The 23517-nt window shown below is 41.6% G+C and carries 13 protein-coding genes, 7 tRNA genes and 3 rRNA genes; 20 read left to right on the top strand and 3 right to left on the bottom strand.

The window, feature by feature from the left end; genetic code table 11:
- Positions 1 to 52: 52 nt before the first annotated feature.
- Complete coding sequence (locus tag JNUCC76_RS09760; protein WP_454154425.1) at positions 53 to 1453, bottom strand: APC family permease; 1401 nt, start codon at positions 1451 to 1453, stop codon at positions 53 to 55.
- Positions 1454 to 1568: 115 nt separating this feature from the next.
- Here JNUCC76_RS09760 and JNUCC76_RS09755 point away from each other — a divergent pair, with 115 nt between their 5' ends.
- The 20 genes from JNUCC76_RS09755 to JNUCC76_RS09660 all read left to right on the top strand — a co-directional run bounded on the left by JNUCC76_RS09755 (position 1569) and on the right by JNUCC76_RS09660 (position 21414).
- A complete protein-coding gene (locus JNUCC76_RS09755; RefSeq protein WP_454156561.1) occupies positions 1569 to 2159 on the top strand; it encodes a guanylate kinase in 591 nt (196 codons plus the stop codon).
- Between the two features lie 276 nt (positions 2160 to 2435).
- Positions 2436 to 3629: an aminotransferase class I/II-fold pyridoxal phosphate-dependent enzyme gene (locus tag JNUCC76_RS09750; RefSeq protein WP_454154423.1), complete on the top strand. Its 1194-nt coding sequence runs from the start codon at positions 2436 to 2438 to the stop codon at positions 3627 to 3629.
- On the top strand, positions 3626 to 4615 hold the full coding sequence (locus JNUCC76_RS09745; RefSeq protein WP_454154421.1) for a D-2-hydroxyacid dehydrogenase: 990 nt from the start codon (positions 3626 to 3628) through the stop codon (positions 4613 to 4615). Before JNUCC76_RS09750 ends, JNUCC76_RS09745 begins: the two co-directional genes overlap by 4 nt.
- 34 nt (positions 4616 to 4649) lie before the next feature.
- Positions 4650 to 5708: a PTS sugar transporter subunit IIC gene (locus JNUCC76_RS09740; RefSeq protein ID WP_454154419.1), complete on the top strand. Its 1059-nt coding sequence runs from the start codon at positions 4650 to 4652 to the stop codon at positions 5706 to 5708.
- A 185-nt stretch (positions 5709 to 5893) separates the two neighbouring features.
- On the top strand, positions 5894 to 6016 hold the full coding sequence (locus JNUCC76_RS09735) for a hypothetical protein (protein ID WP_454154417.1): 123 nt from the start codon (positions 5894 to 5896) through the stop codon (positions 6014 to 6016).
- Positions 6017 to 6213: 197 nt separating this feature from the next.
- Positions 6214 to 7764, top strand: a 16S ribosomal RNA gene (locus tag JNUCC76_RS09730).
- Positions 7765 to 7878: 114 nt separating this feature from the next.
- Positions 7879 to 7951 (top strand) — tRNA-Ala (locus JNUCC76_RS09725).
- A 188-nt stretch (positions 7952 to 8139) separates the two neighbouring features.
- Positions 8140 to 11055: ribosomal RNA gene (locus tag JNUCC76_RS09720) — 23S ribosomal RNA — on the top strand.
- Positions 11056 to 11152: 97 nt separating this feature from the next.
- Positions 11153 to 11269 (top strand): 5S ribosomal RNA (rrf, locus tag JNUCC76_RS09715).
- Together the 16S, 23S and 5S rRNA genes with 7 tRNA genes alongside form the textbook arrangement of a ribosomal RNA operon.
- Before the next feature lie 41 nt (positions 11270 to 11310).
- Positions 11311 to 11401: transfer RNA gene (locus JNUCC76_RS09710), tRNA-Ser, on the top strand.
- Positions 11402 to 11405: 4 nt separating this feature from the next.
- Positions 11406 to 11478: transfer RNA gene (locus JNUCC76_RS09705), tRNA-Val, on the top strand.
- Positions 11479 to 11480: 2 nt separating this feature from the next.
- Positions 11481 to 11554 (top strand) — tRNA-Asp (locus JNUCC76_RS09700).
- 97 nt (positions 11555 to 11651) lie between these two features.
- Positions 11652 to 11725: transfer RNA gene (locus tag JNUCC76_RS09695), tRNA-Trp, on the top strand.
- 2 nt (positions 11726 to 11727) lie between these two features.
- Positions 11728 to 11800 (top strand) — tRNA-His (locus JNUCC76_RS09690).
- A 26-nt stretch (positions 11801 to 11826) separates the two neighbouring features.
- Positions 11827 to 11910, top strand: a tRNA-Leu gene (locus JNUCC76_RS09685).
- Positions 11911 to 12159: 249 nt separating this feature from the next.
- Positions 12160 to 15768: a DNA-directed RNA polymerase subunit beta gene (gene rpoB, locus JNUCC76_RS09680; protein ID WP_454154415.1), complete on the top strand. Its 3609-nt coding sequence runs from the start codon at positions 12160 to 12162 to the stop codon at positions 15766 to 15768.
- Between the two features lie 23 nt (positions 15769 to 15791).
- Positions 15792 to 19454 carry a DNA-directed RNA polymerase subunit beta' gene (gene rpoC, locus JNUCC76_RS09675; RefSeq protein WP_454154413.1) on the top strand — a complete coding sequence of 1221 codons (3663 nt, stop codon included), beginning with the start codon at positions 15792 to 15794 and terminating at the stop codon, positions 19452 to 19454.
- Between the two features lie 216 nt (positions 19455 to 19670).
- Positions 19671 to 20078 (top strand): Mini-ribonuclease 3, encoded by a 408-nt coding sequence (locus tag JNUCC76_RS09670; protein WP_454154411.1) that lies wholly within the window; start codon positions 19671 to 19673, stop codon positions 20076 to 20078.
- Complete coding sequence (gene rlmB, locus JNUCC76_RS09665) at positions 20075 to 20824, top strand: 23S rRNA (guanosine(2251)-2'-O)-methyltransferase RlmB (RefSeq protein WP_454154409.1); 750 nt, start codon at positions 20075 to 20077, stop codon at positions 20822 to 20824. The genes JNUCC76_RS09670 and rlmB overlap by 4 nt, the downstream gene beginning before the upstream one ends.
- Before the next feature lie 38 nt (positions 20825 to 20862).
- Complete coding sequence (locus tag JNUCC76_RS09660) at positions 20863 to 21414, top strand: sigma-70 RNA polymerase sigma factor region 4 domain-containing protein (protein ID WP_454154407.1); 552 nt, start codon at positions 20863 to 20865, stop codon at positions 21412 to 21414.
- Positions 21415 to 21436: 22 nt separating this feature from the next.
- Here the strand turns inward: JNUCC76_RS09660 and JNUCC76_RS09655 are convergent, their stop codons facing one another.
- A complete protein-coding gene (locus tag JNUCC76_RS09655; protein ID WP_454154405.1) occupies positions 21437 to 22273 on the bottom strand; it encodes an alpha/beta hydrolase in 837 nt (278 codons plus the stop codon).
- Positions 22263 to 23459 (bottom strand): PTS sugar transporter subunit IIC, encoded by a 1197-nt coding sequence (locus tag JNUCC76_RS09650; RefSeq protein ID WP_454154403.1) that lies wholly within the window; start codon positions 23457 to 23459, stop codon positions 22263 to 22265. Before JNUCC76_RS09650 ends, JNUCC76_RS09655 begins: the two co-directional genes overlap by 11 nt.
- Between the last annotated feature and the right edge of the window lie 58 nt (positions 23460 to 23517).

Here is a 23517-nt window from a genome sequence, read left to right as displayed (position 1 = left end):
TCAATATAAAAAGAACCACCTCTATTGAGCGGTGGTTCTTTTTTATATTAGATTATGATAATTTAGAATGCTTAATGCCATAGGAGAAGTACCAGATAATACCAAGTATTAACCAGAGGCCGAACATCTTGAGCGTCTCGGCAGATAGCTGCGTAATAAAGAACAAACTTATCATACCCGCAATAAACGGTACAATTGGATAGCCAGGCACTTTGAAGCCATCGTGAGCTAAATCTTTACGACGACGAAGGATTAGGATACCAAAATTAATAAAGGCGAATGCTGTTAAAGTACCCGCGTTAATTAGACTAGCCAATGTGCTGAGGGGGATAAGACCTGCGAAAATAACCTCAACAGCAACTGCCAAAATTAATGCATTTACTGGTAAATGCGATCCTGATGATATTTTACCTAGGCTGCGGGGGAGTAAACCGTCACGGCCGAAGGAATAAGTTAAACGGGATGAGGCATAGATCAGGGCTAATACAGCTGTGAACATACCGATTAACGCACCAATAGTAATGACGATAGAGAACTGTGTTTGATGGACAACTTGCAGCGCAAATGCTGCTGGGTCATCAACACCAAGCTTTTTATAATTGACAATTCCCGTTAACACTATAGAGAAGAGTGTATATAATAGGGCTGAAATAATAACCGTACCAACAATACCTTTGGCCATTGTCTTTTGTGGGTTCTTAACTTCAGCAGCGTGGGCGGCGATGGTATCAAAGCCTAGAAAAGCAAAAATAATGCTGGCGGTTGCGGCCCAAATTCCGTTCAAACCGCCCAATCCACTGTGAAATTCTTTAGGGTAAAATGGTACATAATTGCTTGTTTTAATAAAAAATGATCCGCCAACAATGAACAAGATTAAAATAGCGATTTTGATAACGACTGCGCCATTTTCAACCTTCTTTGAAGTATTTAATCCTCGTGACAGTATAGCAGCGACGAATAAGATAATTAATACTGCAAATAAATTGACAATGCCGCCTTCCATTGGGCCGGCAGATAAATATTTTGGGATATGAATGCCAAATATAGCTAATAAATTACCAAGGTAGGCTGAAAATCCGGTTGCAATTGCTGATACTGCTAAGAAATATTCGACAATTAATGACCAACCTAATAGCCAACCAATGATTTCTCCGTAAATAGCGCCCCCGTATGAGTAAGCTGAGCCAGCAACTGGCATGGCGGCTGAAAACTCAGCAAAAGCCATACCTGATAATCCAGAGAAAATTGCAGCAATTAGAAATGCAATAGCTACTGCTGGACCCGCATGATCAGCGGCTTCGTGGCCAGGCAAAATAAATATTCCTGTACCAATGACTGTGCCTACTCCTAGACTAATCAAGTCGCGCGTTGTTAAAACACGCGACATATGTGAATCTGCACTTAGGTAATTATCAACAGATTCCCGCTTAAAAGCTCGCGCAAGAAGTGACATAATAGTTCTCCCATTTTTAATAGTTTTGTACATCAGCTATTCTATCAATTTCAAGTATACTTGTCGAACTTTATAAATAGTTTTACGATACAATAATAACTAAGGAATTTGAATGATGAAAAATAACAAAGTTTTTGTAATTACTGGTGCCACAGGCGTCGGTAAGACAACAATTGCCCGCTATTTGCAAGACACATATCGGATGCCACGAGTTTTAACGCATACAACGCGCCCCCCGCGAGAGCGGGAAGAGGCCGGTATAGCCTATTATTTTGAAACTGATAATAGTTTTGAAAAGAATCATTATTTGGAACGGGTACAGTATGCTGGGTATAAGTATGGCTCATCATACGAGGCATTAGAGCGCGCTTGGGAAAAAAGTCCATATGCAACAATAGTCTTGGACACTGCGGGGGCTATTACGTATTCTCAGGAACTAGGTGAGCAAGCTGTGATTATTTTCGTTACAGTCACGCATCCTGATATGTTAATTGACCGTGTGCAGGTTCGGGGAGATGATCCATTAGTGGTTGAACAACGAATAGCCTCGCCGGAATTTTTACGCGATGTAACCTTGCCAAAAGAATTGAAAAATGTTGCCTACGAATTAGCGAACGATGATTGGGCAAAAACTAAAGTACGTCTCGATCTACTTGTCAATGATATTATGAGCGGCCGTAGCCTACCCCAAAAAGGTAAAATGTGATTTTCTTAATAAGAAACTTGACAAATGATTGAATTAATATTAAAATTAATCTCATAAAAAATAAAAAAGGTTTTAACACAATGTCGCATTTAATGAACAAAACTACAGCAAATTTTTACTTTAAGTATTTTGGCTAACTATCCAAGTACTTAAGGCATTTTGCGTAGGTATTCGGATTAAGTCTCTGAATGCCTAGTGAGTTCATCTATATTTGAGCAAACGCACATTCAGAATTTTTTCTGGATGTGCGTTTTGTGTTAAATTAGGGAGAAAATTATGCCAGAAGTAAAACCCTCGTTATTAAATAACCTGAATCAACATTTAAAACTTGTTGGTCCATCAGCTATTCGAGCATTTGATATTGAGGTCAGTGAGATTCCAGATATTATTAAGCTGACGCTGGGGGAACCAGATTTTAATGTACCTGATCACATCAAAAAAGCGGCAATTCGGTCGATTGAAGCAAATGATTCACACTATGCTGCATCAAATGGTACGATTCATTTACGTGAGGCTGCGAGTGGGTTCTTGGCAGACCGTTATGATATTGACTACGATCCTGCTAACGAAATTATTGTGACTATAGGAGCAACTGAAGCTATTTATGATACGCTCACAACTATATTAAATCCGGGGGATAAAATTATACTCCCTACACCGATTTTTCCATTATATATAGCAGTGGGGTTAGTAGACGGTGCTGAACCGGTATTTATCGATACTTCGTCAAATGATTTTGTATTAAGTCCAGAGATGCTAAAGGATGCAATTGCTAAGCATGGGGATGATATCAAAGCCGTTGTACTAAACTTCCCATCTAATCCAACTGGGGTTACTTACAATGATGAACAAATAAAAGCGATTGCAGATGTTTTGCGTGGTACTGACATTATTGTTATTTCCGATGAGATTTACTCTGAGCTATCATATGAAAATAGTCATGTATCAATGGCTAAATATTTGCCTGAACAAACCATTTTGCTGAATGGTGTTTCAAAATCACACGCAATGACGGGTTATCGCATTGGTATTTTGGCTGGTCCAGCACAATTGGTTCAAAAAATTGCGATGATTCACCAATTTGCAACAACAACTGCTTCTAATCCAGCTATGGCTGCAGCTGCAGAGGCTTTAGGAACAGAAGCAGGGCGACAAGATACGTTAGTCATGAAGGCTGAGTATCTTCAACGACGCGATTATGTTTATGACACAATGACACGACTTGGTTTTAAAGTTGCTAAACCAGATGGAGCATTCTACATTTTTGCTAAAATACCGGCTGGCTATATTCAGGATGATTTTGCTTTTGCTCGTGATTTAGCTCAAAAGAATGGTCTAGCTTTGATTCCAGGTTCGTCATTTGGTCCTGGAGGAGAAGGATATATTCGACTAAGCTATGCGGCATCAATTGAAACATTGCAAAAAGCCATGCATCGTTTGACTGCTTATATGGAAGAAAATGGTAAATGAATAAAATATTGATGACAAGTGTGCGTAGTGACGAAGAGCAGGCTATTCATCACTACGCTGAAAAGAATAATGTGGAAATAGTGATTTCTCGTGATGATTTCCATCCTGAAACACTACCTGACTTAACAGAAATTGACGGATTAGTCATACAACAAACTGCAAAAATTGGTGGAAATCAACAATTTTATGATCATATTGCTAAACAAATAACTCAAATAGCGACACGAACCGCCGGATATGACATGATTGAAGTTGATCTGGCTAAAAAGGCTGGTTTGAAAATAACCAATGTACCAGCCTATTCACCAAGATCAGTAGCCGAAATGGCACTTATGCAGATACTAAGATTATTGCGTCATACGCCAGAATTTGATAAACGGATTGCTAACAATGATTTTCGTTGGACAGGTCTACAAGCAAGAGAAATTCATTCTGTTACCATTGGCATTGTCGGTGTAGGGCGAATTGGTGGGACATTGGCAAAACTACTAAGTAATATTGGTGTCAACGTCTTAGGTTACGATACGAACCCTAATACTTCACTTTGTGATGTGATTACCTACGTTACAAAAGATGAGCTATTGGCACAAAGTGATGTAATTAGTATACATGTCGATTTAAATGAAACCTCAATTCATTTGCTCTCTGAGGCGGATTTCCTAAAAATGAAGAACGGTGTGTTGTTAATAAATGCTTCGCGTGGCCCAGTTATCAACACAAATGATTTAATTACTTTTTTAGAGAATGGGCAAGTGGGTGACGCGGCGTTAGATACGGTGGAAAACGAGTCCGGTGTCTTCAATCACGATTTACATGATCAGAGGGTGCAAGATGCACGCATCCAAAAACTATTATCAATGTCAAACGTAATTATTACGCCTCATGTTGGCTTCTTTACTAACATAGCCGTCAAGAACATGGTTGATATTTCGTTAGATGACACATTAATGATACTAAACGGTCAATCTTCACCACACGAAGTTTAAAATAAGCGCTTCGGCGCATACATAGGGAAAAAATATGAAATCAGTTAAACATAGTTCCGCGGCAACAATAAAAAAATTCATTATTGATATATTGAACGGTACGAGCTTGGGTATAGTTTTAACTTTGATTCCTAGTGCATTGGTCAGTCAATTACTGTTATTGTTTTCTGGTAACGAAATTGCTACCCAGATTGCGTTTATGACAACACTGATTCAAAGTACATTGCCAATAGTAGCGGGATTTGCTGTGGGTCAAATTTTAAAATTGACAGTAATTGATTCAGGCGCCATCGCGCTTGCGATGTTTGTTTCTGCTGGTGTTGTGAAAAACACAGCCAATGGCACAATCATTTCTGGTAGCGGTGTGATGCTCAATATTTTGTTTGTAGCGTTTTTGGCATCTATATTGGTAAAACTCACTGAGAAATCTTTTGGACATTTTAAAATATTATTACAGCCATTATTTGTAGCGGTTATTGCTGGCGGCATCGGGCTGATGACCTTGCAGCCAATCAGTATCTTGCAAACTTTGATAGGGGATGGCGTAGCTTATGCTACTGAACTAACACCACTAGTAATGGGCGCGGTCTTAGGAGTGATTTTTGCTTTTCTCATTGTTTCCCCGTTATCTTCGGTAGGTATTGCTATGGCTATTAGCTTAGCAGGGGTTGGATCAGGTGCTGCTAATGCAGGGATTACAGTGGCAAGTTTTACATTAGCGTTAATGGGCGCTAGTGTGAATCCCATTGGTGGCACATTGGCACATTTTGTTGGCTCACCAAAAATTCAAATGGCAAATATGTTAGTAAAACCCAAACTATTTATACCAACAAGTATTGGTGCGGCAATAATGGGTGCGGTAGCAACTATGTTGAATATCAAAGGAACGCCATTTTCCGCGGGGTTTGGATTCTCTGGATTAGTCGGTCCGTTGACAGCTTGGTCGGAATCAGACAAAAGCGTTGTATCTATATTCAGTATTCTACTGGTATTTGTCATACTTCCTATTATTATCGCCACAGTTTTAAAATGGTTATTCATGACTAAGTTGAAAATGATTAGCGCAGAGGATCTTAAGCTAACATTGCAGTAATTACTTAAGTAAAGGTAAAGGGAGAGGGAACAAAAAAGAGGAAAGGGATAAAGAAGGGGGGGATAAAGCGAATAAGGAATGGGAGAAAGGGGGTAAAAAGGGATAAAAAGCGAACGGGTAAAGGAAAGTAAAAAAGAAGTAAAAGAAGTAGTTGACGAGGGAGGATAAAGTTGGTATATTAGTATATGTTCCAACGGAGCGAAACGACGCAAAGCGTTGCGAAGCAAGGGGAGCGAGAGCGTGAAGGTAGTGAAGTCGAGAAAAACTTCTTAAAAGAAGTAGTTGACAAAGCTAAACGAGCGTGGTAAGATAATATAGTTGTCTCAGCGACAACGAGTAGCACATTGAAAACTGAACAAAACTTTGAACAAACGAATCTGTGGCTGTTACGTAAAGTAACAAAAACAAATTTGCGAAGTCAATTCGTAACAAACAATAAACGGATTACGTTATAGAGATATAGCGAAAGATAGTCAGTTTAATCGAAGAGCAATCTTCAAATTTTCAAATTGAGAGTTTGATCCTGGCTCAGGATGAACGCTGGCGGCGTGCCTAATACATGCAAGTCGAACGCACAGCGAAAGGTGCTTGCACCTTTCAAGTGAGTGGCGAACGGGTGAGTAACACGTGGACAACCTGCCTCAAGGCTGGGGATAACATTTGGAAACAGATGCTAATACCGAATAAAACTTAGTGTCGCATGACATAAAGTTAAAAGGCGCTTCGGCGTCACCTAGAGATGGATCCGCGGTGCATTAGTTAGTTGGTGGGGTAAAGGCCTACCAAGACAATGATGCATAGCCGAGTTGAGAGACTGATCGGCCACATTGGGACTGAGACACGGCCCAAACTCCTACGGGAGGCTGCAGTAGGGAATCTTCCACAATGGGCGAAAGCCTGATGGAGCAACGCCGCGTGTGTGATGAAGGCTTTCGGGTCGTAAAGCACTGTTGTATGGGAAGAACAGCTAGAATAGGAAATGATTTTAGTTTGACGGTACCATACCAGAAAGGGACGGCTAAATACGTGCCAGCAGCCGCGGTAATACGTATGTCCCGAGCGTTATCCGGATTTATTGGGCGTAAAGCGAGCGCAGACGGTTTATTAAGTCTGATGTGAAAGCCCGGAGCTCAACTCCGGAATGGCATTGGAAACTGGTTAACTTGAGTGCAGTAGAGGTAAGTGGAACTCCATGTGTAGCGGTGGAATGCGTAGATATATGGAAGAACACCAGTGGCGAAGGCGGCTTACTGGACTGCAACTGACGTTGAGGCTCGAAAGTGTGGGTAGCAAACAGGATTAGATACCCTGGTAGTCCACACCGTAAACGATGAACACTAGGTGTTAGGAGGTTTCCGCCTCTTAGTGCCGAAGCTAACGCATTAAGTGTTCCGCCTGGGGAGTACGACCGCAAGGTTGAAACTCAAAGGAATTGACGGGGACCCGCACAAGCGGTGGAGCATGTGGTTTAATTCGAAGCAACGCGAAGAACCTTACCAGGTCTTGACATCCTTTGAAGCTTTTAGAGATAGAAGTGTTCTCTTCGGAGACAAAGTGACAGGTGGTGCATGGTCGTCGTCAGCTCGTGTCGTGAGATGTTGGGTTAAGTCCCGCAACGAGCGCAACCCTTATTGTTAGTTGCCAGCATTCAGATGGGCACTCTAGCGAGACTGCCGGTGACAAACCGGAGGAAGGCGGGGACGACGTCAGATCATCATGCCCCTTATGACCTGGGCTACACACGTGCTACAATGGCGTATACAACGAGTTGCCAGCCCGCGAGGGTGAGCTAATCTCTTAAAGTACGTCTCAGTTCGGATTGTAGTCTGCAACTCGACTACATGAAGTCGGAATCGCTAGTAATCGCGGATCAGCACGCCGCGGTGAATACGTTCCCGGGTCTTGTACACACCGCCCGTCACACCATGGGAGTTTGTAATGCCCAAAGCCGGTGGCCTAACCTTTTAGGAAGGAGCCGTCTAAGGCAGGACAGATGACTGGGGTGAAGTCGTAACAAGGTAGCCGTAGGAGAACCTGCGGCTGGATCACCTCCTTTCTAAGGATAATCGGAAAGCGACAGGGACTTAAGTGTCAATTTGTTTGTTTCAAAGTTTTGTTTAGTTTTGAGTGTGATACTTTAATAGGTATCATGGTCTCAAAGTGATCCTATGGGGAATTAGCTCAGCTGGGAGAGCACCTGCTTTGCAAGCAGGGGGTCAGCGGTTCGATCCCGCTATTCTCCATAGCTAGTCGAAAGGCTAGCATGTTGTACATTGAAAACTGAATAGTAACAAATTCTTTTAAAAGCAATCGAAAGATTGTACTAAAATGAACCGAGAAACAACACAAAAAGTTCTTTAAAAAGAACGGTTTAATCGCAGGTCTGAAAAATGACCAACTCATAAACTTAAACCACAACTACGGTTGTATAGGTTAAGTTAATAAGGGCGCGTGGTGAATGCCTTGGCACTAGGAGCCGATGAAGGACGTGACTAACTACGATAAGCTTTGGTGAGCGGTAAGTACGCTATGACCCAAAGATTTCCGAATGGGGAAACCCAACTCGTAAGAGTTGTCTGTATCTGAATACATAGGATATTTGACGGAATACGCTGTGAACTGAAACATCTCATTAGCAGCAGGAGCAGAAAGAAAAATCGATTCCCTAAGTAGCGGCGAGCGAACGGGGAAGAGCCCAAACCAACGTGCTTGCATGTTGGGGTTGTAGGACTGATATATAAGAGTTACAAAAGTGTTTTATAGCAGAACAAGTTGGGAAACTTGGCTATAGAGGGTGATAGCCCCGTAAGCGAAATGAAGCACACTCTTTTCAGGATCCTGAGTACGGCCGGACACGTGAAATCCGGTCGGAATCTGCGGGGACCATCCCGTAAGGCTAAATACTCCCTAGTGACCGATAGTGAACCAGTACCGTGAGGGAAAGGTGAAAAGCACCCCGGAAGGGGAGTGAAATAGTTCCTGAAACCACGACGCCTACAAGAAGTCAGAGCCCGTTAATGGGTGATGGCGTGCCTTTTGTAGAATGAACCGGCGAGTTACGGTATCGTGCGAGGTTAAGGTGGAAAGACCGGAGCCGCAGCGAAAGCGAGTGTGAATAGCGCGAATAGTACGATGCTGTAGACCCGAAACCAGGTGACCTACCCATGGTCAGGATGAAGGTGAGGTAAAACTTACTGGAGGTCCGAACCGGTGCATGTTAAAAAATGCTCGGATGAACTGTGGGTAGCGGTGAAATTCCAAACGAACTTGGAGATAGCTGGTTCTCTCCGAAATAGCTTTAGGGCTAGCCTCATTATAAGCATACTGGAGGTAGAGCACTGTTAAGCCTAGGGGCCCATCTCGGGTTACCAAAGTTTGATAAACTCCGAATGCCAGATATGTATGAATGGGAGTCAGACGATGAGTGATAAGATCCACCGTCGAAAGGGGAACAGCCCAGATCGCCAGTTAAGGTCCCTAAATATATGTTAAGTGGAAAACGATGTGATAGTGCATAGACAACTAGGATGTTGGCTTAGAAGCAGCCACCATTTAAAGAGTGCGTAATAGCTCACTAGTCGAGTGCCATTGCGCGGAAAATGTACCGGGGCTAAACATATTACCGAAACTGCGGGTGCACGTAAGTGCGCGATAGGAGAGCGTTGTAAGGGCAATGAAGGTAGACCGTAAGGACTGCTGGAGCGCTTACAAGTGAGAATGCCGGTATGAGTAGCGAAAGACAGGTGAGAATCCTGTCCACCGAATGACTAAGGTTTCCTGGGGAAGGCTCGTCCACCCAGGGTTAGTCGGGACCTAAGGCGAGGCTGAGAAGCGTAGTCGATGGATAACAGGTTGAGATTCCTGTACCAGTTGTAATGCGTTATTACCGATGGAGGGACGCAGGAGGCTACCAGATGCGCACTGATGGATATGTGCGTGCAAGCAGTAAGTCTTGAAAAGAGTGAAATGCTTTTTTCTATAAGGACAAGCTGTGATGCGGATCGAAATAAAGTAGAGAAGTCTGAGACGTCACACTGCCGAGAAAAGCTTCTAGGAAGTATTACACTGCCCGTACCGCAAACCGACACAGGTAGTCGAGTGGAGAACACTAAGGTGAGCGAGAGAACCCTCGTTAAGGAACTCGGCAAAATGACCCCGTAACTTCGGGAGAAGGGGTGCTCATGGTAAAACATGAGCCGCAGTGAATAGGCCCAGGCGACTGTTTATCAAAAACACAGGTTTCTGCAAAATCGTAAGATGAAGTATAGGGGCTGACGCCTGCCCGGTGCTGGAAGGTTAAAAGGAGTGCTTAGCTTCGGCGAAGGTACGAATTGAAGCCCCAGTAAACGGCGGCCGTAACTATAACGGTCCTAAGGTAGCGAAATTCCTTGTCGGGTAAGTTCCGACCCGCACGAAAGGCGTAACGATCTGGGCACTGTCTCAACGAGGGACTCGGTGAAATTTAAATACCCGTGAAGATGCGGGTTACCCGCGACAGGACGGAAAGACCCCATGGAGCTTTACTGTAGCTTGATATTGAATGTTTGTGCTGCTTGTACAGAATAGGTAGGAGACGTTGAAGATTGGACGCTAGTCTAGTCGGAGTCGCACGGTGGGATACTACCCTCGTTGTATGAACATTCTAACACTGGTCACTCAACGTGATCGTGGACAGTGTCTGGCGGGCAGTTTGACTGGGGCGGTCGCCTCCTAAAAGGTAACGGAGGCGCTCAAAGGTTTGCTCAGAATGGTTGGAAATCATTCGTAGCGTGTAAAGGCATAAGCAAGCTTGACTGCGAGAGCTACAACTCGAGCAGGTACGAAAGTAGGACTTAGTGATCCGGTGGTTCCGCATGGAAGGGCCATCGCTCAACGGATAAAAGCTACCCTGGGGATAACAGGCTCATCTCCCCCAAGAGTCCACATCGACGGGGAGGTTTGGCACCTCGATGTCGGCTCATCGCATCCTGGGGCTGTAGTCGGTCCCAAGGGTTGGGCTGTTCGCCCATTAAAGCGGTACGCGAGCTGGGTTCAGAACGTCGTGAGACAGTTCGGTCCCTATCCGTCGCGGGCGCAGGAAATTTGAGAGGAGCTGTCCTTAGTACGAGAGGACCGGGATGGACATACCGCTGGTGTACCAGTTGTTCCGCCAGGAGCATTGCTGGGTAGCTATGTATGGATGAGATAAACGCTGAAAGCATCTAAGTGTGAAACTCGCCTCGAGATGAGATTTCCCATCTATTTAATAGAGTAAGACCCCTTAGAGATGATGAGGTAGATAGGCTAGAAGTGGAAGTTGAGTGATCAATGAAGCGGACTAGTACTAATAGGTCGAGGACTTAACCAAAGTCTAAAGAATAGAAATATTCGATAAGCAATTATGAGTGGTTTAGGATAGAAGAAGAATTTGTTACTATTTAGTTTTGAGTGGCTAACACTCAAGGTGTCGTGTCGATAGCATAGAGGACACACCTGTTCCCATACCGAACACAGAAGTTAAGCTCTATAGCGCCGAAAGTAGTTGGAGGATCGCTTCCTGCGAGGATAGGACGATGCGGTGCCGTACATATGAAAAGAAGTAGAGAGCAGTAGGAAGATAATCGGAGAGGTGTCCGAGTCTGGCCGAAGGAGCACGGTTGGAAACCGTGTAAGCAGGGGAACTTGCTTCGAGGGTTCGAATCCCTTCCTCTCCATCATGGACGCTTAGCTCAGCTGGGAGAGCACCTGCCTTACAAGCAGGGGGTCACAGGTTCGATCCCTGTAGCGTCCATTGGTCGCATGGTCTAGCTGGTTAGGACGCCTGCCTGTCACGCAGGAGATCGCGGGTTCGAGCCCCGCTGTGACCGCTATAAAGTACTACTGACAAACATGTACAAGCCAGTGTAATGTGGGGCGCAATTCCTCACCATGTTATTTCAGTCTGATGACTGAGCTTAAGGTTATAGGGATATAGTTAAACGGTAGAATAGCGGTCTCCAAAACCGTTGATGGGGGTTCGATTCCCTCTATCCCTGCCATGGCGGTAGTGGTGAAGTGGTTAACACACTGGTTTGTGGATCCAGCATGCGAGGGTTCGATCCCCTTCTACCGCCCTATAAGCTTTAGGGCTTTATATTATGCCGCTGTGGCGGAATTGGCAGACGCGCTGGACTCAAAATCCAGTGGTGGCAACACCGTGTGGGTTCGACTCCCACCGGCGGCATACACAAAGTAACCGTGTGGTTGCTTTTTTTTTTATTTTCTGTATAATTGACTATTGTAGTACTGTGAATAAATTTGGAAATTTGCGAAATATTGTCCGCAATCCCTTTATATTGAGGCAAACGTTCACTGCGGAAACAGCGGCGATTGCTTTTTTTGTGCCTATTGGCAAGCAAAATTAGTGGAATATCTTGTTTTGTAATTAAATTGTAATATCAAAACACAGTAAAAAACAAATGAGGTGATAAATGTGGTAGGACATTTAGTAAAATACGGTAAGCACCGTACTCGTCGTTCATATGCTAGCATCAAAGAAGTACTTGATGTGCCGAATTTGATTGAAATTCAAACGGCATCATATCAATGGTTTTTGAAAGATGGTATCAAGGAAATGTTTGGCGACATCATGCCAATTGATGATTTCCAAGGTACGTTATCTTTGGAATACGTTGATTATCAATTGATGGAACCCAAATATAATATTGACGAAGCACGTGAGCATGATGCAAACTATTCTGCACCATTACACGTTACATTGCGTTTAACGAACCACGAAACTGGTGAAATTAAGTCGCAAGACGTATTCTTCGGTGATTTCCCATTAATGACAGAACAAGGAACGTTCATTATTAATGGAGCGGAGCGTGTTATTGTTTCACAGCTTGTTCGGTCACCCGGTATTTATTATAACCAGACAACTGATAAAAATGGACGTCCGCATTTTGGAACGACTGTTATACCTAACCGTGGTGCATGGTTAGAGTATGAAACAGATGCCAAGGGCATCGCTAACGTACGTATTGATCGCACACGTAAGTTGCTAATGACTGAATTAGTGCGTGCACTTGGATTTGGTTCTGATTCAGACATTATTGATATTTTTTCAGATCAATATGATGCATTGAACATGACCCTTGAAAAAGATGTCCACAAGGATATGTCAGATTCTCGTGTTGAAGAAGCATTGAAGGACGTATACGAACGTTTGCGTCCGGGTGAACCAAAGACAGCTGATTCATCACGTGCGCTATTAGTTGCTCGTTTCTTTGATCCAAAGCGTTATGATTTAGCTTCTGTGGGCCGTTATAAGATTAATAAAAAACTGGCACTTAAGACACGTTTGTTAAACCAAACCTTAGCGGAAACATTGGCTGACCCTGATTCTGGTGAAATTCTTGCTGAAAAAGGTACGTTAGTTGATAAGGAAGTTATCTCTAAATTAACACCATATTTGGATCGTGAAGACTTTAAGACAACAACATATACTCCATCAGGTGATGCTGTTCTTGAAGAACCTGTAACCCTTCAAAAAATCAAAATCGAATCTCCCGAAAACCCAGAAAAGACATTATTGTTGATTGGGAATGGGCACATTGATGAAGATGATCGTACAGTACGTCCAGCTGATATCTTGGCAGGTATGAACTACTTCTTGAACTTGCAAGAAGGTGTTGGCCATGTTGATGATATTGACCACTTGGGTAACCGTCGTATTCGTTCTGTTGGTGAATTATTGCAAAACCAATTCCGTATCGGCTTAACACGTATGGAACGTGTTGTTCGTGAACGCATGTCAATTCAAGATGCCAACACGGTTACGCCACAACAGTTAATCAATATACGTCCTGTTGTAGCTGCTGTCAAAGAATTCTTTGGTTCTTCACAATTGTCGCAGTTTATGGATCAAACCAACCCATTGGGTGAAATGAACCATAAGCGCCGTTTGTCAGCTCTTGGACCGGGTGGTTTGACTCGTGACCGTGCCGGCGTTGAAGTTCGAGACGTTCACTATACACACTATGGTCGTATTGATCCGATTGAAACACCAGAAGGTCCTAACATTGGTTTGATTAACTCGTTGGCTACTTATGGCCGCATTAACAAGTATGGTTTTGTCGAAACACCATACCGCCGTGTTGATTGGACAACTCATAAGGTTACAGATAAGATTGATTATTTGACAGCCGATGAAGAAGATAACTATATTGTTGCCCAAGCCAACTCACCATTGAATGAAGATGGTAGCTTTGTGCACAGTACAGTTATGGCTCGTTTTGGTGAAGAAAACATTGAAACACCAATTGATCGTATTGACTACATGGACGTTTCGCCAAAGCAAGTTGTTTCTGTTGGAACAGCTGCTATTCCGTTTTTGGAAAACGATGATTCCAACCGTGCTTTGATGGGTGCCAACATGCAACGTCAGGCAGTGCCTTTGCTTGATCCACATTCACCATTAGTGGGAACAGGAATTGAATATAAAGCAGCTCACGATTCTGGTGTTGCGATGATTGCACGCGCATCTGGTGAAGTTGAGTATGTGGACGGTCGTCAAATCCGTGTTCGCCGTGAAGATGGTCAACTAGATACTTATGAATTGATGAAATTCCGTCGTTCAAACGGTGGTAAAAACTATAACCAAAAGCCAATTGTACATGTCGGTGAGCATATTGAAGCCGACGAGGTTTTGGCAGATGGTCCTTCAATGGAACAAGGTGAATTGGCCTTGGGACAAAATCCATTAATTGCTTTCATGACTTGGCAAGGATATAACTTCGAAGATGCCATTGTCCTAAATGAACGGTTGGTTCGTGAAGATGTTTATACTTCAATTCACATCGAAGAATACGATTCAGAAGCGCGAGACACAAAACTTGGACCGGAAGAAATGACCCGTGAAATTCCTAATACTGGTGAAGATCAGTTGAAGGATCTGGATGCGGACGGTATTATTCGTGTCGGTGCTGAAGTTCATGATGGTGACATCTTAGTTGGTAAGGTAACACCTAAGGGTGTTACTGAACTTTCTGCTGAAGAACGTCTGTTGCATGCTATTTTTGGCGAAAAAGCGCGTGAAGTACGTGATACATCATTACGTGTTCCTCATGGTGGCGGCGGTGTCGTTCAAAACGTTCGTATTTATACACCTGAAAATGGTGATGAATTAGCTCCAGGTGTCAACATGATGGTTCGTGTTTACATTGCACAAAAGCGTAAAATTCAAGTTGGTGATAAGATGGCTGGTCGTCATGGAAACAAGGGAACTGTTTCTGTTGTTGTGCCAGAAGAAGATATGCCATATATGCCTGATGGAACACCTATTGACATTCTATTGTCACCTATGGGTGTGCCGTCACGTATGAATATTGGGCAAGTACTTGAATTGCATTTAGGATTTGCTGCCAAAAAACTTGGTATTCATGTTGCTTCACCTGTTTTTGATGGTGCAAGTGATGATGAAATTGAAATGGCTTTGCGTGAAGCTGGATTACCTCAAGATGGAAAGTCAGTTGTATATGATGGCCGTACAGGTGAAGCTTTCGATAAGCGTGTAGGTGTTGGTGTCATGCATTATATGAAACTAGCGCACATGGTCGATGATAAGATTCACGCACGTTCAATCGGTCCTTACTCACTTGTTACGCAACAGCCTTTGGGTGGTAAAGCTCAGTTTGGTGGACAGCGTTTCGGTGAAATGGAAGTTTGGGCTTTGGAAGCTTATGGTGCTGCTTATACCTTGCAAGAAATCTTGACGTATAAGTCAGATGATGTTGCAGGTCGTGTCAAAGTGTATGAATCAATTATCAAGGGTGAACCAATTCCACGTCCTGGCGTACCAGAGTCTTTCCGTGTTTTAGTCAAAGAATTGCAAGCACTTGGTTTGGACATGCAAGTACTAGATGGTGCAGGTGATGAAGTTGAGTTACGTCAAATGGACGAAGATGATTCGATTTTGCCGGTTGATGCACTTGAAAAACTAGCCCGTACAAATCCTGATTTGTTAAACAAAGATGATGAAGAAGTTGCTGCAGCCTTCTCTAAGGTTGAAGAACAAAGTCAAACATTTGAGGAAAAATAATTTAGAAAGGTAACAGCAAATAGATGGCAATCGATGTTAATAAATTCGAAAGTATGCAAATCGCTTTGGCTTCCCCTGATAAGATTCGTTCATGGTCTTATGGTGAAGTAAAGAAGCCAGAAACGATTAACTATCGAACACTTAAGCCAGAAAAAGATGGTTTGTTCGATGAACGTATTTTCGGACCTACAAAAGACTATGAATGCGCCTGTGGTAAATACAAGCGAATCCGATATAAGGGTATTGTTTGTGACCGCTGTGGTGTTGAAGTAACATCATCAAAAGTTCGTCGTGAACGTATGGGTCACATCGAATTAGCTGCTCCTGTTACACATATTTGGTATTTCAAGGGAATTCCTTCACGTATGGGACTTGTTTTGGACATGTCCCCACGTTCACTTGAAGAAATTATCTATTTTGCTTCTTATGTTGTTATTGAACCAGGTGATGCACCTGTTGAAAAGAAGCAAATGATGACGGAACGTGAGTACCGTCAACTGAAAAAAGAATATGGTGCTGGCTTTAAGGCTGGCATGGGCGCAGAAGCAATTAAAGAATTACTTGCAAACGTAGATTTAGCTACGGAAGCTGATGAATTAAAGCGTGAATTGCAAGAAGCAACAGGACAAAAACGAGTACGTGCGGTACGTCGTTTGGACATTATTGAAGCCTTTCTCCAGTCAGATAACAAACCTGAATGGATGGTAATGGAAGTTATTCCAGTTATTCCACCTGATTTGCGTCCTATGGTTCAATTAGAAGGTGGCCGTTTTGCCACATCTGATTTGAATGATTTATATCGCCGTGTTATTAACCGTAATAATCGTTTGAAGCGATTGCTTGATTTGAATGCGCCAGGCATTATTGTGCAGAACGAAAAGCGTATGTTACAAGAAGCGGTTGATGCATTGATTGATAATGGTCGTCGTGGTCGTCCAGTTGCCGGTCCAGGTAATCGCCCATTGAAATCACTGTCACACATGTTGAAGGGTAAGCAAGGGCGTTTCCGTCAGAACTTACTTGGTAAGCGTGTTGATTATTCTGGTCGTTCGGTTATCGATGTTGGTCCTTTCTTGAAAATGAACCAAATGGGATTGCCTGTACCAATGGCTATTGAGCTATTCCGCCCATTTATCATGAAAGAACTAACAACGCGCAAGTTGGCTGGTAACGTTAAGTCTGCTAAGCGCAAGATTGATAAAGCTGATGGCGACGTGATGGATGTCTTGGAAGATGTTATCAAGGAACACCCTGTTCTTTTGAACCGAGCACCTACCTTGCACCGTCTGGGGATTCAAGCGTTTGAGCCAGTGTTAGTTTCAGGTAAAGCAATGCGTTTGCACCCATTGGTTACTGAAGCCTATAACGCCGATTTCGATGGTGACCAGATGGCCATCCACGTACCATTATCTGATGAAGCACAAGCTGAAGCACGTTTGTTAATGCTTGCTGCTGGGCATATCTTGGCACCTAAAGATGGAAAGCCTATTGTTGCACCATCACAGGATATGGTTATTGGAAACTACTATTTGACTACTGAAGAAGCTGGTCGTGAAGGCGAAGGAATGATTTTCTCTAGTGTTGATGAAGCACGAATTGCTTTTGCAAGCAAGGTTGTTCATTATCATACACGTGTAGGTATTCAAACTTCTTCATTCCCAACTGAAAAGCCATTTACTGATCAGCAACGTTCAAAAATTATGATTACTTCAGTGGGTAAGTTATTCTTTAATGAAATTTTGCCTTCAGATTTCCCATATATCAACGAACCATCAGAAGATAACTTTAAGCGAGTTGATGATAGTTTCTTTATTGATGCTGGTGAAAATATACATGATTACTTGGTAGATACACCAGTTGTTAATGCTTTCAAGAAGGGATTCTTGTCAGATATCATCGCTGAAGTTTACAAGCGTTATAAGGTAACAGAAACTTCATTGTTATTGGACCGTATGAAGGACTTAGGTTACGAAAAGTCTACTGAATCTGGGTTGACAGTTGCCATGACAGACGTTACTGATTTGAAAGAAAAGCCTGCTATTCTTGAGGATGCTCATAGTCAAGTTGCTACAGTAACAAAACAATTCCGTCGTGGATTGATAACAGATGCAGAACGTTACCAACGTGTAACCGAAATCTGGACGAAGGCAAAAGATATTATTCAAGATAAGTTGATTGAATCATTCGAACCAACGAACCCTATTTTCATGATGCAGGATTCAGGAGCTCGTGGTAATATTTCAAACTTCGTTCAATTAGCTGGTATGCGCGGATTGATGGCTGGACCTGGTGGTAAAATTATTGAATTGCCAGTTACTGCTAACTTCCGTGAAGGTCTGACAGTGATGGAAATGTTTATTTCTACTCACGGAGCCCGCAAGGGTATGTCAGATACTGCCTTAAAGACAGCTAACTCAGGTTACTTGACTCGTCGATTAGTCGATGTTGCGCAAGATGTAATTGTTCGTGAGTTTGATAATGACTCAGATCGTGGTGTGGCTGTTCATGCAATTATGGACGGTACATCTGTCGTTGAACCACTTTATGATCGTATTCTAGGTCGTTATGCAATGAAGTCTGTATTCAATCCTGAAACAGGTGAAAAGATTGTTTCGCGTAATGAAATGATTGATGAAGACATTGCTAAGAAGGTTGTCAATGCTGGCATCGAGGAAGTAACTATTCGTTCGGTCTTCACATCAACAACAGAACACGGTGTCTCAGTTCTTGATTATGGTCGAAACTTGGCATCTGGTGAAGAAGTTGAAGTTGGTGAAGCTGTTGGAACTGTTGCTGCACAATCAATCGGTGAGCCAGGTACACAATTGACTATGCGTAACTTCCACACGGGCGGAGTTGCCGGCGGTAATGATATTACGCAAGGTTTGCCTCGTGTTCAAGAAATTGTTGAGGCGCGTATTCCTAAGGGGCGTGCAGAAATTTCTGAAGTTACGGGTACAATTACTGTAATTGAAGAAAATCCTGCAGACCGTACAAAGTCAGTTACAATTGAAGGTGAAACTGATACAAGAACTTATACATTACCTTTGACAACACGTATGCGTTTTGGTGAAGGTGACGAAATTAAGCGTGGTGAGGCTATCAATGAAGGACCAATTGATCCTAAAGAATTGTTAGCTGTTACAGACACTTTGACAACAGAGTCATATATGTTAACAGAAATTCAAAAGGTTTACCGTTTGCAAGGTATTGAAGTTTCTGACAAACATATTGAAGTAATGATTCGTCAAATGTTACGTAAAATCCGTGTCATGGATCCAGGTCAAACAGACTTGTTGCCAGGAACATTAATGGATATCGCTGATTTCAAGCGCGCTAACGAACCAGCTTTGTTTGAAGGTTTAGTACCAGCGACTGCTCGTCCAGTTCTGCTGGGAATTACTAAGGCTGCACTTGAGACAAATTCATTCTTATCTGCCGCATCATTCCAAGAAACAACACGTGTTTTGACAGATGCCGCTATTCGTGGCAAAAATGATCCACTTGTTGGTTTGAAAGAGAACGTTATTATTGGTAAGATTATTCCTGCTGGAACTGGTATGGCTGAATATCGTAAGATCAAGAGTAAAGTTGTCGGGGATGTTATCGCCCAACCTGAATCTGAAAGCGAAGAAGCTTCAGATATTCCTAAGTTAGACGATGTTGCAAAAACATTTGACAACTAAAAGCATAGTATTTAAAAACATTTATCATATATGATAGGTGTTTTTTTTAATCATAAAAAAGGTATTTTTAAAATAAATGTGCTTATTATGCCAAAAATGATACCATTTATGCCAAAGAGCTTCTTATATTCAGTAAAAATAGGTAAACTTAAATAGTTCTGCAGAACATTTATTGAAATTTGTACGCAAGTCAACATAATTGCGTATAATTGAATTATGCATAATTTAAATTACAGACAAATGAACGGATTATCGCTGGCTTATATTGGCGATGCAATCTATGAACTAGAAGTACGACGGCACTTATTGTCTTTAGGCTTAACAAAAGTAAATGAACTACAAAGACGTAGTAAACATTATGTTTCCGCGAAAGCGCATGCTGCGTTATTTGAGCAAATGATGGTAACCAATATTCTAACCAAGGATGAATTAGATTATTTTAAACGCGGTCGCAATGCTAAGTCACATACAAAAGCAAAAAATACTGATGTCATTACGTATCGAATTTCAACAGGTGTTGAAGCATTATTTGGTTATTTGTATATGTCTGAACAACATGAACGCATCTTAGAACTAATGACATGGATTTTTGAACAGGTGGAGACAGGGAGTACAAACAAATGAAACTAACAGAATCAACAGAATTCGTTTACGGGCATCATGCCAGTGTTGAATCATTAAGAAGCACGCAAGAAATAAATAAGGTTTGGCTACAAACAGGGTTACAAGACAAAGTTCGTAACGAAATTACGCAATTGGCCAAGAAGAAGAAGTTGGTTATTCAGCAGGCACCAAAGTCAAAACTAGATGAGCTAACCGATGGTGGTAATCATCAAGGTGTTGTTCTAAGTGTGGCGGCCTTTGAATACGCGTCAATTGATGATTTATTTGATCAGGCTGACAAAAAAGGCGAAGCACCATTTTTTGTTATTTTAGACGGCATTGAAGATCCACACAACTTAGGGTCTATTTTGCGTACTGCTGATGCAGCTGGAGTTCACGGTATCATTATTCCAAAACGTCGGGCAGTTCAACTTACGGCGACCGTTGCTAAGACATCTACCGGTGCCATTGAACATGTTCCTGTTGCTCGAGTGACGAACTTAGTGAATGTAGTGGAAGAGCTTAAGAAGCGTAATGTTTGGGTTTTTGGAACAGACATGGCTGGTGATGATTATCGCCGTTGGGATGCAAATGGCGCGGTAGCGTTGATTATTGGTAATGAAGGGAGAGGCATTTCGCCATTATTAAAGAAAAAAGTTGATGGTATGGTCACGATTCCAATGGTGGGGCATGTTCAGAGTTTGAATGCTAGTGTCGCTGCTAGTTTGTTGATTTATCAAGGATATAATTCACGAAATCCGTTATAAGTAGTTGATTAAACTACTAATATGGCGGGAGTATATAATTGGGGACAGATAGATTAATTGGAGCAGTTATCGCGGCTCAAAGGGGACACGAATTTGCGTATAATGTATTGATTAAACATTTGAAAGCAGCTATATTTGATGTGCATTCGCGAAAGATTAGTGGTCGAATGAAACAGGATGATTGGTATTCAGAGGGATTAGAAATCCTGATGAAGTGTGTACAGAAATATGATTGTAATCGACCACGGGCTAAATTTTCAACTTATTTTATTACGGCTTTATCAAATAGGGCTACTGATTTAGTCCGTCATCACTACACTGAAAAAGCGCAATTTAACCATAAAATGCTGGCTATGGATGATGATTTAACTACTATTAATGTGGGAACTGACACATATAATCCAGAGCATATTTTTGCATTGCGCGAATCACTTTCAAAAATAAATATGGCTGAATCCGTTGCTTTCAAAGAAGCACTATTACAAATCATAGGGGCACTTAAATATGATATTGAAGATAGTGAAAAAAGACGATTTGAGCAAATGCAATATCGTTTAAAAAAAATCATACAAGAGATTGCTATAAAATAAAAGCAGCCCATCTGGGCTGCTTTTATTGTGGTTTTCGAAAGTTATTATTAGTGTTGTCCTTAAGTATATGTTCTTGTATTAATTTCACAACTTCTGTATTTTCTGGGAGACTTGAATGTTGCGCATCATTTCCAGAAACGGTAATTTGAGTATAGGATTTGACATGTTTTTGGAAAATATACTTTCCAGCTAAAACACTTTGAACTGGAACTATGCCGTCATCTGTATAATCTTCTGTGCCAGCTATCGAATACATAATCAAATTAGAGGGTATTTTGGTGTTTTTTTCAATAAAGTCTTTTAACATGACTGTGCGCCGTTGTGATGAGGATTCAGAAAAGTTGAAGGGGGTACCTAGCGTCATTAGAGTTGCCATATTGAAACTATCAGAACTGTAGTAGTTTTCTAAATACCTAGTCCAAATGAGTCCACCGTTTGAGTGGCCAATTCCTTGGAAATTATGGAAATGATAACGATTTTGCAAATCAATAAGAGCAGTATTTAGCCATTTAGCCTGCTTTTTAATATTGTCGTAACCATCAGCATTATTTTGAAAACCAACGACAATAAATGGTTGCTCATCACTAGATCGAATTTTGCCACTATATACCAATTTACCATCTTTAGTGACCAAAACTTTTAAAATATCGTGTCGCTGGCTCTTAGTGTTGAGCTTCGTTAATAGACTGTCAAATCGATTGACTGAAGCACTTGAACCCGGAATTAGAATAATTGGTGACATACGTGATGTTTGTATCTTCGATTGTGTGGTACGAGTGTGGACAACCCAACTATGACTAAAAATACCAATTACTATTAATAATATGAAACTGGATAATATGATTAGTTTATTTCTCATTTTGTACCTCAGCATTATCAAGTTCGATAAATGGCTTGTAAATCAATACTGTCAACCCAAAGACTATTGCTACCACAATTAAGGAAGACAATTTACCGCTTCCTAAGAATGCAGTTAATAAATTAGGAGCATTGTTTGGTATCACTAAGGCAGCCGGTTTTATCAAATGTGTGGCAATTGCTACATAGCCAACCAAGGTGCCAGCTATGCTAGACAAAATCATAGGAACCAACAGCAGAGGTCTTAAGAATAGTGGTAATCCAAAATAAAGCAACTGATTATTATTGAATAAGCTAGGGAATACGGATAACATTCCTAAATTTTGCTTTCTTTTTGATGACATAAATAAAAGCAAAAAACTAATTGCTAGTGTATTGCCAATGCCGCCAAGTAATGAAAACGTACCATACACACTATAGAGATTTTCAGGATATGGCAATGTCGCGTGAGTATTTTTCAAAATTACATCTAAATTTTTAACGACAGCATTAATTGTTGTTTGGTTAGAAGTCAGCTCGTTTGGCAATGCAATGCCTAACCAATACAGAACTGGTGCACAAGCTCCTACTAGTAGGAGACCAAGAAATGTTATGAAGAAATTAGATGACAAAATGTTACTGATTAGTAACTGTAACGTAGTTTGTTGAACATACGGTTGAACCAAAAAATAGAGTCTAATGATAAAGGCAGACCAAACCAAAAATCTTGCCGAATAGGGTTGGAGGTCTTTACGAAAGAGTTTTTGGTATTGATAGTAGGATTCACTACTGAGCAAAGTTAATACGCTGACCACTAAATATTGTGAAACATTATGTGAAAAATTCTGTGTATTGACAGTGAAAAGAAGGTAGGTGGCCAAAAAATTGGTTAATATTGGTAATATGTTATTTTTTATGCCACGGTAAATCAAGTAGTTATTTGTCAAGGCAGCGGCAAAAATCATGAGTATAACGACGTCCAAAATAGAAAGGGTTATCTGCAAACCTGTTATTTTTAAATTGATATTAAAAATGACAGGAAATAAAGCATTTGGTGCTAAAAATAATATGAACAACAGACGCAAGTAAACGTCGATTGCCAAAACAGGAAGTGTTTGTCGCATCGCTGAGAATATTGCTTGGAAAATATGGTTCTTTAATACGATATTGTCTAGTTTAACAATAAGCGAGAAACATTTTTTAATCATAAGTAATTTATCGTTCCATTCTTTGATATATAAATTTAACATTCTGAAATATATATGT

It is taken from the genome of Leuconostoc sp. JNUCC 76, from assembly GCF_053667755.1.
The sequence above is the reverse complement of the archived record's forward strand: the minus strand, read 5'-3'. Positions and strand labels throughout refer to the sequence as shown.